Below are 13996 nucleotides of genomic sequence, written 5' to 3'. Positions count from 1 at the left end.
CGAATCATGAGCGAACACCGCACGGCCCACCCCCGTGCCGCACGCTGGCGGCCTGGACGAACGGGACGCCGCGAGCCGCCGGCGTGGACTCTCGCGCTCGCCGACGGCACCGACGCCGGATTCTTCGGACCCGGCAGCGCCGTCTGGGCGGTCAACGGAGCGCTGCCGACGCTGGTCGCCGGCATCCGTGCGTTGCTGCTGCAGACCCTGCACCCCGGCGCGATGGCGGGCGTGCACGACTGGTCGCGCTACCACGAGGATCCGCTGGGGCGACTCGACGGCACCGTGCGGTGGGTGTCCACGACAACGTTCGGCGATCGGGCCGGCGCCACGGCGGCATCCGCTTTCGTCTCGCGGTTGCACGAGCATGTGACGGGAACCTACGTCGATGCTCGTGGCACCGAACGCCCCTATACGGCCAACGACGAAGAGCTGTTGCGGTGGGTGCACGACGCCTTCACCGAAGCCTTTCTGGGTGCGCATGCAATCTGGGGCGGTCCGATCCCGGGTGGGCCGGATGCCTACGTGCGCGAATGGGCGCAGGCCGGGTCGCTGATGGGAGTGAGTCGCCCTCCCACGACGGTCGCGGAACTGCACGCTGAGATGGACGCCTTTCTCACCGAGGCCAAACCCGACGAGCGGGTCGCCGAGGCGGTGCGTTTTCTGCGCAAGCCCGGGCTGCCGGGCGTGACCGGTCGGCTGTACCCGATCCTCTTCGGCGGTGCGGTGGCTTCGCTCGATCGGCGCCATCGTGAGTTGCTCGGCCTGCGGCGCCCGTGGTGGCCGGCCGTGACGCTGACGCGGGTCTTGCTCGTGGGTGGATCGCGCGTGCTCGGACGGATGTCGCCGAGCGAGCAGAACGCTCGGGCCCGGATCGCCCGCCTGAAGTCGGGCCTGCACGCGGGCCCGCAGGAATCAACAGGCAGTTCCGACGACAGCTCGTCGTCTCCCGCGGCGGAGAGAACGGTTGAACCGTGACCCGCGGCGACGTGGACGGTTGGGTGCGCGTTCGCGGCGCTCGAGAGCACAACCTCAAGAATGTCGACATCGATATTCCCCGCGACTGCATGGTGGCCTTCACCGGTGTGTCAGGGTCGGGCAAGTCCTCGCTGGCGTTCGGCACCCTGTATGCCGAGGCACAACGACGCTATTTTGAATCGGTCGCGCCCTACGCACGACGACTGCTGAATCAGGTCGGCGCTCCGGAGGTGGGGGAAATCACCGGGCTGCCCCCGGCCGTTGCACTGCAGCAGCGCCGCGGAGCGCCGAGTTCGCGCTCGACCGTCGGCACACTCACAACGCTGTCCAATCTGCTCCGCATGCTCTATTCCCGGGCCGGAACGTATCAGCCGGGCGCGACGCACCTCGCCGCCGAGGCATTCTCGCCGAACACCGCGGCCGGGGCCTGCGCGCGCTGCCAGGGGCTCGGAGTAGTGCACGACGTCACCGAGGAGCTGCTGGTTCCCAACACGGCGTTGAGCATTCGCGACGGGGCGATTGCCGCCTGGCCGGGAGCGTGGCAGGGAGCGAACCTGCGCAGTATCGTGCGCGGCCTCGGGATCGACATCGACACACCGTGGACGTCGTTGCCGCGCGCCGACCGGGACTGGTTGCTGTACACCGAGGAGCAGCCCTCCGTGCTGATCGAACCCGAGGCCGGCCGCATCGATCACGGCTACTACGGAAAGTTTTGGAGCGCACGCAAGCACGTCATGCATGTGCTTTCAGAGTCCCAGAGTGAGCGGATGCGCGAGCGCGCACTTCGCTTCGTTCAGAGCATCGCCTGTCCCGATTGCGACGGCAGCGGCCTGCGTGCGGAGGCACTGGCCGTCACGTTCGCCGGGCGCACGATCGCCGACATGAACGCGGTGCCGCTGGCCGAACTCGCGGGGGAGTTGCGAACCGGTGTCGAGGCGGGAGCCGTGGCATCCGCAGCGGAGGGCAGCGAGGCCGCCAGTCGAATCGCCGCCGACGTGATCGCGCGGGTTGAGGTGCTGCTCGATCTCGGCCTCGGCTACCTGAGCCTGGGGCGCAACTCCACCACGCTGTCCCCCGGTGAATCACAGCGATTGCGCATCGCCACGCAACTGCGCTCCGGGCTCTTCGGCGTTGTCTATGTGCTCGACGAACCATCCGCGGGGCTGCATCCGGCCGATGCGCGGCCGCTGCTCGACGTTCTGGAACGCCTGATCGCGTCGGGCAATTCTCTGTTCGTCGTCGAACACGACCTCGATGTCGTGCGCCGGGCCGACTGGGTCGTGGACATCGGACCCGGGGCCGGCGACGGTGGCGGGCAGGTGCTCTATTCCGGACCGGTCGAGGGGCTCCGGGAGGTTGCAGACTCGGTCACCGGCCGCTACCTTTTTCCGCGCTCGGCGATGGCCGTTCACGAGCCGCGAACCCCGCAGGGCTGGTTGCGTCTGCGCGGGGTCACTCGGCACAATCTCCGGGAGACATCCGTCGAGGTTCCTCTCGGTGTGATGACAGCTGTCACCGGCGTCTCGGGATCGGGCAAGTCGACGCTCGTGACCCAGGTGCTCGCGCATGTGGTGCGCGGTCATCTCGGCACGGCAGCCGAGGGGCCGGATGACGCGGTGCTCGAGGTCGACGTGGCGGGGGTGTCGGGAGTGGAAACGTTTGATCGGCTGGTGGTGGTCGACCAACGTCCCATCGGCCGCACCCCGCGCTCCAACCTCGCCACATACACCGGCATGTTCGACGGTGTGCGCAAAATCTTTGCGGCCACCGATCTGGCGAAGGCCCGTGGCTACACCGCAGGGCGATTTTCGTTCAACGTCGCCGGTGGGCGCTGCGAGACCTGTCAGGGTGAAGGCTTCGTGTCGGTCGAATTACTCTTTCTGCCCGGCACCTACGCGCCCTGTCGCACCTGTCACGGAGCGCGCTACAACGCCGAGACGCTCGAGGTGACCTCGCGCGGAAAGACCATCGCCGATGTGCTGGCGATGACGGTCGACGCGGCCGCCGACTTCTTCGCCGATGTTCCCGCGGCGTCTCGCAGCCTGGAGACGCTCCGGGATGTCGGGCTCGGCTACCTCCGTCTTGGCCAGCCGGCGACCGAGCTCAGCGGCGGAGAGGCACAGCGCATCAAGCTGGCCACCGAGCTGCAGCGGGCCCACCGCGGGCATACGCTCTACCTGCTCGATGAGCCAACCGCGGGCCTGCACCCGGCCGACATCCGGTTGTTGCTCGATCAGCTGCAACGACTGGTGGAGGCCGGCAATACGGTGGTTCTCATCGAGCACGACCTGGCCACAATCACCGACTGCGACTGGGTGATCGATTTGGGTCCGGGCGGTGGAAACGCGGGCGGCCAGGTTGTCGCATCCGGCACCCCGCGCACCATCGCGAGCGGCAGGGGCGCGACGGCGGAGCACCTCGCGGGGTGGCTCGCGAGACACGACCAGGGCGCATAAGCGGCTGGTCACCCCTTCGAGTCGCGCACAGCCGAGGGTGAGTCGCGCACAGCCGATGGTGAGTCGCGGCAGCGTATCCTCGTGAAGGTCTCGAACTCGAACAGAATGTTGACAATGAACCCAGAGCGCATAAACCTCGAACCCTTCACTCGGCCCAACGTGGACCACCTCGAGATCTGGAACGTGGTCGTCGCGTGAGTGCTCCCGAACTGGCCATCCTTGCCGCGATGGACGATGAGCTTGCGCCGTTCATCGAACGCGCCGAGAACGTCGGCCCGGCCCGGCAGGTCGGAAATGCGGTTCACCGCGACGCCGTTCTCGGCGGTCGCCCCGTCGTGCTCGTCCAAACCGGCATCGGCCTCGTCAACGCTGCCGGAGCGGCCACCGCCGTTATTCTCAAAGCGCAGCGCGACGGCGGTGTGTCACTCATCATCAGCGCGGGCACCGCGGGTGGGCTCGGCGCCGAGGTGCGTGTCGGCGACGTGGTGGTGGGCACCGACTACATCAACGTGGATGCCGATGCTCGCGCATTCGGCTACGTTCTCGGCCAAGTTCCGCGCATGCCGGCGAGCTACCCGGCGGCACACTATCTGACTGACGCTGTTTTCTCCGCGCCGCGGCCCCGAACCGGAGCCGTGCACCAGGGACTGATCGTCTCCAGCTACGGCTTCGTCACCCAGGAGCGAGCGACACGCATCACCGGCGACTTTCCGGGGGCCTTGGCGACCGACATGGAGTCATCCGCAATCGCGCAAACCTGCCACGTGTACGGGGTTCCGTTTCTGTCCATCCGTGGCATCTCAGACCTGTGCGGACCGGCCGCCAACGACGACTTCCTCGACCAGGTCGACGATGCGGCGACTCAGTCGGCGACGATGGTCCTCTCGGCGATTGATGCTCTTCTTCTGAGTGTGGCGAGAGCCGACACGTCGGCGTGAGTCGAAGGCGGTCTCGACCCGCTCGTTGATCGAGCGTGTCGAGATCGCGTGAGCCGTTCGTTGATCGAGCGTGTCGAGATCGCGTGAGCCACTGTCGAGACCGGGCCTGCGTGTGCGCAGCGGCGTGCCCGCGTGCGAGGTCGGCCATTGCGTGGCAGCTCGACCCGGAGGATTCTGGAACGACGGATGCCCGCGCCGTGGCATTCCACGCGACGAAAAGGGGCTGGCCATGTCATTCGCAAAGCCGCACAAACACGAACACCTCGAGCACCGGGGGAACGCGTTCACCCTCGAGCGCGGGGATTCGAACCGCTGGGTGATCACCGATCTGGAGGGCGTGGTTTACGGAAGCATCGTGATGATTGAGCGCGACGGCGCCGATCACGACCCGGTCTACAACGGCTACCTCGCCGGGCAGACCGACTTTCTGCACTTCGGTTCCGATTGGGACGGTATCGCCCGCGCCCTGATCAACGACTTCGTCGCCGAGCACACGCCCCCACACATTCTCGGCCGGTAGCCGCATACCGGTGCCGCGAAAACAGGAACGACTGCCGAAAAACTAGCAATCCAGCCTGTTTTGGTTACGGATGCGCACTCCCGCCTGTTTTCGTCCGGCCCCGGTGCAGCGGCAGGGTCACCGTGACGGTGGCGCCCGGTGGGGTGCCGGGGGTGACACGTGCGGGTTCGATCCGCACGCTGCCGCCGAACCGTGCCGCGATCTCGGCTGCCAGTGCCAACCCAATGCCGTAGTGTCGAGGCCCCTCCGAGAGGTTCGTCTCCCGGCGTGAGCTCGAAAATCGTTCGAAGGCGCGCTCGGCCATCTCCGCCGGGAATCCGGGTCCGTCGTCGCTGATGCGCACGACGGCCTCCGCGCCCTCGGCGGCGACGTCAACCTGCACCGTTCCGCTGGCATGGTCGACTGCATTGGAGATGAGAGACGAGAACAGGCGCTGCAGGGCGGCGGGTGAGGCCAAGACGACGAGCGCCCGGTTCTCCCCGGTACGGGTGATCGACACCGAGCCCGACGTCGCGTGGGCTACGGCCGCCGCCACGGCGGTGTCGGCCCAGGCAACGAGATCCACGTCGGCCGCGATCGCGGACTCGCGAGGATCAGCCGCGATGAGCAGGTCTTCGAGAATTTCGGTGAGCAGTTGTGAATCGTGAACAATCTCGTCGAGCTCACCCGCCAACGCGGGCGCGGCATCCGTCGCGCTGGCCGACGTCAGATGTCGGCGGATCAACTGAGCGCGAGTGCTCAGGAGCGTCAATGGCGTGCGCAATTCATGGCTCGCATCGGCGATGAAACGCCGTTGCAGGGCGAGCGCCCGGGCGAGCGGACGCATCGCTCGGCGGGCCATCCAGGCTGCGATGAATGCGCTGGCCACCGCCGCGACGAGACCCGAGACCACCAATGCCCACAACAGTCGGCCACGCTCCTCCTGCGTTTCGTGCTGGTCGCGCGCAACCTGCACAATCCGACCACCGTCGGCCACGGTGAGCACTGAATAGCTGCGCCCGGCCGAGTCACGCTGCGACTCGACCGGCTGGCCGGTCCGAGCAGCCTCGGCGAAGGCGGCTTCGTCGGGAAGCCCGGGTAGGCGCACCGCGGATGTCTCGAGGTGACCGCCATCGAGGATGGCAACCCACACCGCCTGCGGCGCATCGTGCGGGGAATCGACGTGCACGGCATCGGTGAGGGCCCGAAGATTGGACTCTTCAGCACTCGTGGAGACGATTGCGAAGACGAGCCCGCCGACCAAGACGAGGAGGATGACGATCAATGCGGTGAACTGCACGGTGAGACGCCGCACCGCATGGCGCATCTCGGCCCCGTCGCGCTGCGCCGTCATCGCGGAGCTCCCAGCCGATAGCCGACACCGCGCACGGTGAGGACGACATCATGTCCGAGCTTTTTGCGCACGTAATGCACATAGGTGTCGACGACGCCGATGTCGTCGGCATCCGGAAAGACAGAATGCAGAATGGCGGCGCGCTGAAAAACCTGGCTGGGACGCCGCGCGAACTGTTCGAGCAACGTGTTCTCCCGCTCGGAGAGCACCGCGGTCGAGCCGGAGTCGAGAACCACGGTCCGGCTGCTTGGATCGAACGATCCGCCGGGCACACGGAGCACCTGGGCGAGGGAGGACGGACGTCGTTGCAGCGCGCGCAGGCGGGCCAACAACTCGTCGATGTCGAACGGTTTCGACAGGTAGTCCTCCGCCCCGCGATCGAGGCCTTCGACACGGTCTGCGGGGTTGCCGAGCGCCGACAAGATCAGCGCCGGGGCGAGAACCCCCTTCTGCCGGAGCTTGGTCAGCACGTCGAGACCGTCAATGATCGGGAGTCCGCGGTCGAGAAGCAACACGTCGAAGGATCCGGTCAGACCCTCATGCAGAGCGCGCTGGCCGTCACGCGCTGCAACCACCCGGTAGCCTTCGCTTTCAAGCAGCCCCTGCAGCATCTGGGCCAGGCGCACGTCGTCTTCGACAAGCAGGATGCGCGGGCCGTCTTCCATGCTCGAAGTATAGGGATCGGAATCGGTCACCGGGGCTGTGCCGTCAGGTCTCGCAGGCGCGCCGACAGTGTCAGCTCACCATCTCGATCGACGGTGAGCACGTCTACGTTCCACCGGTCGGTCGCGTCATCGCGCATCTCGGGCCCCCCCGAGAGAACGGCAGTGGCGAGCACATCGGCGGTCACGATGTCAGCGGCGAGTACGGTGACCTGACGGTAGACATCCGGCCCGGTACGCCAGACGTGTTCGCCGCGTTCGGCTGTTCCGGATGTCGCGACGGCAGCCCACTCGCCGTGGAAATCGACAGAGCAGAGGAGTGCTGTCGCATCGGCCGGGTCGACGATTCCGGCGCGCCAGGGTCTGCCATGCCGCGTGCCGAGCGCGAGAGCGTCTCCGCCCACATCGAGCAGCGCATCGGTGACCCCGAACCCGTGCAACACGTCGGCCGCCCGGCTGATCGAGGCGGCCTTCACAATTCCCGAGAGGTCGATGAGACCATCCGGACGATGAGCGGTGAACGCTCCGTTGGTCTGCAACCGCCAGTCGTTGGCCTGCGCGTAGCAGTCGCGAACATCCGCACTCGTTTGGGCAAGGGTGATCTCGCCTCGGGCGAGCCGGCTGAGTTCAGAGTTGGGCCGGTACAGCGAAAAGAGTTCGTCGTGGTCGGTGAACACACGTGCCACGGCGGCGAGGCAGCCCACCGAGGGCAGCTCGTCGGCACAGATGAGACTCGCGACGGTGCCCATGGTGTGGAACGTGTGGGTAGACACTATTTGATTCCCGCCTTGTCGAGTGCCGATTGCAACGACGTGAGGTAGCCCTCGCTCGTGTAGGTCGCCCCCGACACCATCTGCACTGACGAGGACTGCGCCGACAACACCTCCGTGCGCAGAACCGGCGCCGCCCGGTTGCTGATCTGCACCGAGCGACCGTCACTGTCGGTGAGGTGAAGTGCGGTGACATCGGTGATCGTGCCGGCAGCCACGGTGATCTGAACCTGCACGTTCCCATATTCGGTGCTCACCATGCTCCCGGTGAACGAACCCGACGGGGCGGCAGGGGCAGCGGGAGCAGCGGGAGAAGCGGCAGACGGAGAAGGCATCGCGGCGGGCACCGGCCCGGCCGCAGGAGCGCTGCCGGGCGCTGCCGGTTGGCTGGGTGTCGCAGCGTGCGCGGCGGATGCGGAGACGCCGGTGCCGGGATGCACGGTTGTGCCGAGTTCCCAGCCGAGAAGTAGGATCGCCGTGGTACCGAGGATACTTCCGGCTACTGCTCGTTTTCTCACCAGTCGAACCTTTCTACGTGAATCTGAAGGTCGGGGATGCCCGCAGTGCGGGCATCCCGCACAACCAGATCGGTCCAGGCAGGAGGGCCGCAGACGTAGAGGTCGGAACTCGCGAGGTCGGGGAAGATGCTTGCCAGCGTGACACCCCGAGCGATCGCCTCGGCCGACATCCAGGTGTCGACGCCGGCCGGACGCCGACCGATCATCGAATAGACGGTGGCCCGGGCAGACTGACCCAGGGCGACGACCTCATCCCAGAGATACCCCTGGGACTCATCGGTGCCGCGCAGCAGAACAGTCGCTTCCCCGGCCCGGAGGCTCGAGTGCTCCAGGAGGGTGCGCACCGGGGTGATCCCAATTCCTGCCGCCACGATCGCGAGTCGAGGGGAGGTGCGTGCCCGATCCGTGAACAAACCGTACGGACCTTCGATCGTGACCCGGGTGCCGGGGCTAAGCCGGGCCAATTGGCCGCTGCCACGGCCGAGCTGGCGCACGGTCACCCGCGCGGTTGACGCGGTCGGAATGGCCGAGAACGAGATGGGGTGGGCGTGCCACCAGACTCCGTGGCTCCAGAACCGCCAAATCGCGTACTGCCCGCCCGCGGTGTTCAGCCGATCGAGGTCGCGTCCGCGCAGATGAATCGATACCACCCCCGGGGCAACGGGCTGCACGGATTCGACGCGCAAGCCGTGCCGAATCGATCGGATCAGCGGGACGGTGAAACGGAACCACGCGACCGAGGCGAACGTGAGCACATACAGCGCGATCCAGTACCAGCGCTGGGCGGTTCCGTGGGAAAGCACGGCGCCGGTGCTCAACTGGTGGGGGAGGGCCACGAGCACGGCCAGGTAGCTGAGCAGGTGGATGGCGTGCCACACCTCGTAGGGGAACCGGCGTCGTACGGCGACAACTGACGAGACGACGACGACGAGCAGAAGGCCGAAGCCCAGATAGGCGATGGCCATGTCGGGGGTGGTGAAGAGCAGCACCGTCTCGGCGATCACGTTCACCTGATCGGCAACCGCGTAGCCGATCGTGAGCAGAACCAGATGGGCGAGAATTAAATACAACGCTGGTTTTCCGAGAGCGCGGTGCCACCGCATCGCGACGTCCTGCCCGACGGCGCGGTCGATGAACGGCAGCCGGGCAGCGAGCAGCAGCATCAGCAGAATGAAGTCGGTGCCGACGAGACCGGTCACGATTCCGAGCGCGGAAAGAGCGCTCGACAGGGTGACAACGCTGGCGAGCCCGCCCGATGACAGGTAGAGAGCGACAGCCGCAGCGACCGACGACCAGCCGGCTATGACGATCAGATCGGCGGCTCGCAGCCGTCGTCTGAGCTGAGTCCGGCGTGCGCGGGCCAAGACCGGAGCGCCACCGCTGCGGGCGGGTGATGCAATGCGGGTCATCTCGGTCTCGATTCGATGAAGGTTCAACTCACACCCAACGATTCCCGAGTTTTCTTCCAGCTTTCTGAGTCGTCCCGACGATTCAGTGCCCATTCCGCGTTTGCTCGGAAATCTCCCAGCATTGGTCGGTCGTGGCTGAGAACTCCCACAGTTGCTTGGCGTGATGCGGACTTCAGGTCAAGATGAAAATCCGAACGAACATCGAAATGAGTGAGCCGTGAACGTGACGTCACCAGCCGTGGTGTTGAGGCGCGTCAAGCGCGCCGCACTGGCGCAGGTTCACGCGCACTATCGAACCCAGCCGCTTGCTCCCCGCACCGTTTTCTATGAGTCATTCGGCGGTAATGGCATGCTCTGCAATCCCGAAGCGATCTTTCGGTCGCTGCTTCAGGCCTCGGATCAGCAGCAGCTGAAGCACATCTGGGCGCTGTCGAGCGGTCGAGAACACGACGCCACGATAGCGAAGTTCGCGGGAAACCCGCGCGTGAGCTTCGTGCGACGCGGCACGACCGGCTACTACCGCGCCCTGGCCACGAGCCGCTTCCTGGTGAACAACGCCACGTTTCCTCCCGAATTCTCCAAACGGCCCGGTCAGATCTACCTGAACACCTGGCACGGCACTCCGCTCAAACACATGGGATTCGACATGCCCGATGGGCCGATGGAGGCGGCCAACACACTGCGCAACTTCGTCGCCGCCGACTATCTGCTCTCGCAGAACCCGTTCATGACCGAGACAATGTATGGCTCGGCCTACAAACTCGACGGGCTCTACCGGGGCACGGTTATCGAGGCCGGCTACCCGCGCGTGGACCTCCAATTTCTTGATTCGGATGCCGCGGCATCCGGTCGCCACCTGCTCGACGACGCCGGGATTACCCTGGGCGGGCGCCGCCTTGTCGTGTTCGCGCCGACCTGGCGGGGTGCATCGTTCAACCGCCCCGACGAGAACCTCGACGAGATCCTCGAGGCCCGCTCCGCACTGCAGCAGTCGCTCGACCCGACGCGCTGGTTCGTCGCCCTCAAACTGCACCAGGCCGCGCACGCGCAGGCCGCCGGCCGAGCCGACGCCCGCGGCGTTCTCATCCCCAACGCGATTCCGACGAACACGGTTTTGGGCATCGCCGAGATTCTGGTCACCGACTACTCGAGCATTTTCTTCGACTTTCTGGCCACCGGGCGTCCCATTGTCTTCTTCACACCCGATCACGACGACTATGCGGATGCCCGTGGCCTCTACCAAGATCCGTCCCGACTGCCCGGGCCGGTGTGTGTCACCATCGACCACGCCGCCGCTGCCGTGGCCACTTTCGCCGACGCCACTTCCGCCGACACCTCCACCGCCGATGCCGACGACCGTTACGCGGAAGCCCGGCGGGCCTATGTTCCGTGGGACGACGGCCACGCAGCCGAACGGGTGATCGACATCGTCTTTCGCGGGACGAACGCCGGCCATCGGCTGCGCCGGTTCGACAGCACGTCACGGCCCACGGTGCTGCTGCACCTGGGCGGGATGCGTCCGAACGGCATCACCACAGCCGCCTTCAACCTTGTGAACAGCATCGATCAGATGCGATTCGACGTGTCGGTGCTCTACCCCGCGGGGCCTCTTGCCCGGCACATCCTGACCGACCGCCCCCTCGACGCGGGTATCCGTCATTTTGCGCGGGTCGGCGGGATGAACGGCAGCAAGTGGTTGCACGCCAAACGCCGGCTGGCCGATCGTTTGGGTCGCACGAGTCTCGATCTCTCTGACCCCGCCGAATACGCCCTCTGGGACGACGAGTGGACGCGGTGCTTCGGCGATAGCGAGTTCGATCATGTGATCGACTTCAGCGGTTACGGCCCGATCTGGGCCCGGCTGCTGTTGCACTCGCCGACGGGATCCCGCACGATCTGGCTACACAACGACATGGCGGCCGACGCCCAGCGCAGGGTCAACGGCAAACTCGTGCACGCCCGCAGCCTGAAGGTCGTGTTCTCGCACTACAACGACTTCGATGCGCTCGTCTCGGTCTCGCCCGCGCTCGCCGCGATCAACCGGAGGAATCTCGGCGAGTGGGCTGCGGCCGAGAAATTCATCTCGGCCCCCAACTGCGTCGATGGCGAGCAAATTCGGGCGCTCGGGGCCTCGGCTTCATTCGGCTGCGCCGACGAGCCGGAACAGGACCTCGAGGAACGCTTCGAACAGCTGCGCGAATCGGGTGACACTCTTTTCATCACCGTCGGTCGCCTCTCGACCGAGAAGAACCAGGCACGGCTCATCTCGGCGTTCGCGCTCGTACACGCGCGCCAGTCGGCGAGCCATCTGGTGATCGTCGGGTCAGGACCGTTGCGGGCGAGCCTGGAAGCGCTGATCGAGGAGCTCGGGCTGACGGCATCCGTGACGTTGACCGGCGAACTGAGCAATCCCTACGCCGCGATGAGTCGGGCACACTGCTTCGTGCTGTCGAGCGATTACGAGGGGCAGCCGATGGTGCTGCTCGAGGCTGCGGTGCTCGGGCTTGCGATCATCTCGGTCGACTTCGAGACGGTCGCCGACGCGCTGCCGCCCGGGACCGCGCTGATCGTGCCGCAGACTGTCGAGGCATTGGCCGAGGGGATGGCGGCCTACCTGGCCGGTGCGGTCTCGGCGGCCCGCTTCGACGATGAAGCTCACAATCGCGAGGCGATCGACGCGTTCTACCGAGTGCTCGACGTTGAGCGCCGGGTGCAGGAGCATTAGCGACTGTCTGTTCGGGGGCCGCTGGTCCGTTCCAACTCGTAGATGACGCTCGCGTGCTGACGATAGAACGTCGTCACTGCGAAGCCCTGGGCGAGTGCCGAGATCAGCCCCGAGCTGTCGACCGTTCGCCCCTCGGCGTATTCAATGAGCCAGACGCGCTGCACCCCGTCGAAGCGGCCGCGCGTCGCCGCCTGAGCCACGGTGTACGCGCTGTCGTACCAGGTCGTATTGCGGCTGAACGGCACGTTGAGAGTGATATCGCGCAGCCCGACAAAGCCGGCCGGGTAGGCGTGCATCGCGAGGCGGGGGCGCCGTGAGGGGCGCGCTGACTCGTCGAAGGCCACCGCATCGCCGGGCCGGGCGTGCGCTCCCAGGGTGGCCGATATCTCGGCCCAATCACTGTTGTTCTTCGAATAGGGCTCCCGTTGGCTGAGATAGACGGGCACGGCCAGCGCCATGACGAGGGCCACCGACACCCACAAGACCGCGGGCCGTCTGCCGAACAGGACGGTGAGTCCACAGGCCAGGAGCATGGCGGCCGCCGGGGCACAAAAGGACAGATATCGGCCGGTGAAAACCGGCGCGAACAGGCCGATGCCCACCAGTGCGGTCGAGGGAACGAATAACCAGCATGCCGCGACGAGGTCGAACCGGGGCGCCCGCCAGCGGGACGCGCCGGATGCGCCGGATGCGGCGGATGCGGCGGATTCGGCAGCGGCAGCGAATGCTGCGGGCGACTGGGTCCGGTCCTCCCGCAGCGAGACGATGGTTCCGATGATCGCCACGACGATGAGTGTCCAGGCCAGCACGGCGAACGCAAACGTGCCGAACCAGAGTCCCACAAAGATCGAGTGGGGCGTGATCTCGTCGTCGGTCGCAAGATAGGCGATCTGGTGCCCTTCGCGGGCCGCCCAGTAGAGCAGGGGCACCGCGGCCAGGCCGGCGAGCGCCACGGTGATGATCCAGCGTCGGGCGAAGGCGCGGCCGGGGCGCGACCAGGCGAGCAGGAGCGCGTGAGCGAGCATGAGCAGCGCGAGGTAGAGAAAGACGTAGCTGCCGACCGCCAGGAGTGCGCCGTAAGCGGCCCAGCGCATCCGTTTGCGGGATTGCTTCAGCAGCAAATCGATGAAGAGCAGGGTCAACCAGGCCGCGATGGCGGCGCTGAAGGCGAACGAGCGGGCCTCTTCACCCATGTAGGTGACGCGCGGGAGCACCGCGCAGAGCAGACCGGCGGCGGTCGCCACCGACGCTGTGGAAAGTCTCAGCCCGATCAGCACCACCGCGGCCGTGCAGAGCCCCGCGGCGAGAGCGCTCGGAAACCGGAGCGCGAACGGCGAGGTGCCGAACAGGTCGATCCAGGCGTGCAGGCCGAGATAGTAGGTGCCGTGCACCGCGTCAACCTGGCCGAGCATCATGAACAGGCTCGGCAGCGGGCGTTCGGCCGACAGCAGGCTGGCGACTTCATCGCCCCAGAGCGACGGGATCCACGAGCCGAGCGCCGCAACGAGTGTGGCGAAGGCGCCGAGCAGCAGCGGCAGAAGCCAACGCGGCAGCACCCGATGCCGACCTGTCGACCGGGCGCCTGTCGATATCGGCGGAAGAACGTGCGTGTGCTGCGGCATCTGACCGGTTCCCTGGGAGGTTGAGCGCACACTACTCCTCTCGCCGGGGAGCCGGAGAGGGGCGG

General features: G+C 66.6%; 11 protein-coding genes. 5 read left to right on the top strand and 6 right to left on the bottom strand.

Going from position 1 to position 13996, the window contains the following annotated elements:
• Positions 1-6 precede the first annotated feature (6 nt).
• The 4 genes from HNR05_RS11700 (at position 7) to HNR05_RS11685 (ending at position 4892) form a co-directional block, all read left to right on the top strand.
• Complete coding sequence (locus HNR05_RS11700; RefSeq protein WP_179579173.1) at positions 7-978, top strand: oxygenase MpaB family protein; 972 nt, start codon at positions 7-9, stop codon at positions 976-978.
• The gene (gene uvrA / locus HNR05_RS11695; protein WP_179579172.1) at positions 975-3434 is read left to right on the top strand and encodes an excinuclease ABC subunit UvrA; all 2460 of its coding nucleotides are present in this window, start codon (positions 975-977) and stop codon (positions 3432-3434) included. The genes HNR05_RS11700 and uvrA overlap by 4 nt, the downstream gene beginning before the upstream one ends.
• Positions 3435-3628: 194 nt before the next feature.
• Entirely contained in the window at positions 3629-4372 is a 744-nt protein-coding gene (locus HNR05_RS11690; RefSeq protein WP_343062564.1) for a 5'-methylthioadenosine/adenosylhomocysteine nucleosidase, read from the top strand.
• A gap of 229 nt (positions 4373-4601) precedes the next feature.
• A complete protein-coding gene (locus HNR05_RS11685; protein WP_179579171.1) occupies positions 4602-4892 on the top strand; it encodes a hypothetical protein in 291 nt (96 codons plus the stop codon).
• 64 nt (positions 4893-4956) lie between these two features.
• On the opposite strand, the gene HNR05_RS11680 is transcribed toward HNR05_RS11685, so the two are convergent.
• The 5 genes from HNR05_RS11680 to HNR05_RS11660 are packed head-to-tail and all read right to left on the bottom strand — an operon-like array spanning position 4957 to position 9584.
• On the bottom strand, positions 4957-6225 hold the full coding sequence (locus HNR05_RS11680; protein WP_179579170.1) for a sensor histidine kinase: 1269 nt from the start codon (positions 6223-6225) through the stop codon (positions 4957-4959).
• A complete protein-coding gene (locus HNR05_RS11675; protein ID WP_179579169.1) occupies positions 6222-6890 on the bottom strand; it encodes a response regulator transcription factor in 669 nt (222 codons plus the stop codon). Before HNR05_RS11675 ends, HNR05_RS11680 begins: the two co-directional genes overlap by 4 nt.
• A 26-nt stretch (positions 6891-6916) precedes the next feature.
• The gene (locus HNR05_RS11670) at positions 6917-7660 is read right to left on the bottom strand and encodes an FAD:protein FMN transferase (RefSeq protein ID WP_343062563.1); all 744 of its coding nucleotides are present in this window, start codon (positions 7658-7660) and stop codon (positions 6917-6919) included.
• Complete coding sequence (locus HNR05_RS17980; RefSeq protein WP_343062562.1) at positions 7660-8175, bottom strand: FMN-binding protein; 516 nt, start codon at positions 8173-8175, stop codon at positions 7660-7662. The genes HNR05_RS11670 and HNR05_RS17980 overlap by 1 nt, the downstream gene beginning before the upstream one ends.
• On the bottom strand, positions 8172-9584 hold the full coding sequence (locus HNR05_RS11660; protein WP_179579168.1) for a ferredoxin reductase family protein: 1413 nt from the start codon (positions 9582-9584) through the stop codon (positions 8172-8174). Before HNR05_RS11660 ends, HNR05_RS17980 begins: the two co-directional genes overlap by 4 nt.
• A 223-nt stretch (positions 9585-9807) precedes the next feature.
• Here HNR05_RS11660 and HNR05_RS11655 point away from each other — a divergent pair, with 223 nt between their 5' ends.
• The gene (locus tag HNR05_RS11655; RefSeq protein ID WP_343062561.1) at positions 9808-12309 is read left to right on the top strand and encodes a CDP-glycerol glycerophosphotransferase family protein; all 2502 of its coding nucleotides are present in this window, start codon (positions 9808-9810) and stop codon (positions 12307-12309) included.
• Here HNR05_RS11655 and HNR05_RS11650 read toward each other — a convergent pair.
• On the bottom strand, positions 12306-13961 hold the full coding sequence (locus HNR05_RS11650) for a glycosyltransferase family 39 protein (RefSeq protein ID WP_179579166.1): 1656 nt from the start codon (positions 13959-13961) through the stop codon (positions 12306-12308). The genes HNR05_RS11655 and HNR05_RS11650 overlap by 4 nt on opposite strands.
• Between the last annotated feature and the right edge of the window lie 35 nt (positions 13962-13996).

The organism is Leifsonia psychrotolerans (assembly GCF_013410665.1).
Taxonomy (GTDB): Bacteria; Actinomycetota; Actinomycetes; order Actinomycetales; family Microbacteriaceae; genus Cryobacterium; species Cryobacterium psychrotolerans_A.
This window is presented reverse-complemented; position numbering and strand designations above follow the sequence as displayed.

Coding starts and splice junctions, on each gene's coding strand:
- HNR05_RS11700 (WP_179579173.1), top strand. CDS start 7: ATGAGCGAACACCGCACGGCCCACCCCCGTGCCGCACGCTGGCGGCCT.
- HNR05_RS11685 (WP_179579171.1), top strand. CDS start 4,602: ATGTCATTCGCAAAGCCGCACAAACACGAACACCTCGAGCACCGGGGG.
- HNR05_RS11680 (WP_179579170.1), bottom strand. CDS start 6,225: ATGACGGCGCAGCGCGACGGGGCCGAGATGCGCCATGCGGTGCGGCGT.
- HNR05_RS11675 (WP_179579169.1), bottom strand. CDS start 6,890: ATGGAAGACGGCCCGCGCATCCTGCTTGTCGAAGACGACGTGCGCCTG.
- HNR05_RS11660 (WP_179579168.1), bottom strand. CDS start 9,584: ATGACCCGCATTGCATCACCCGCCCGCAGCGGTGGCGCTCCGGTCTTG.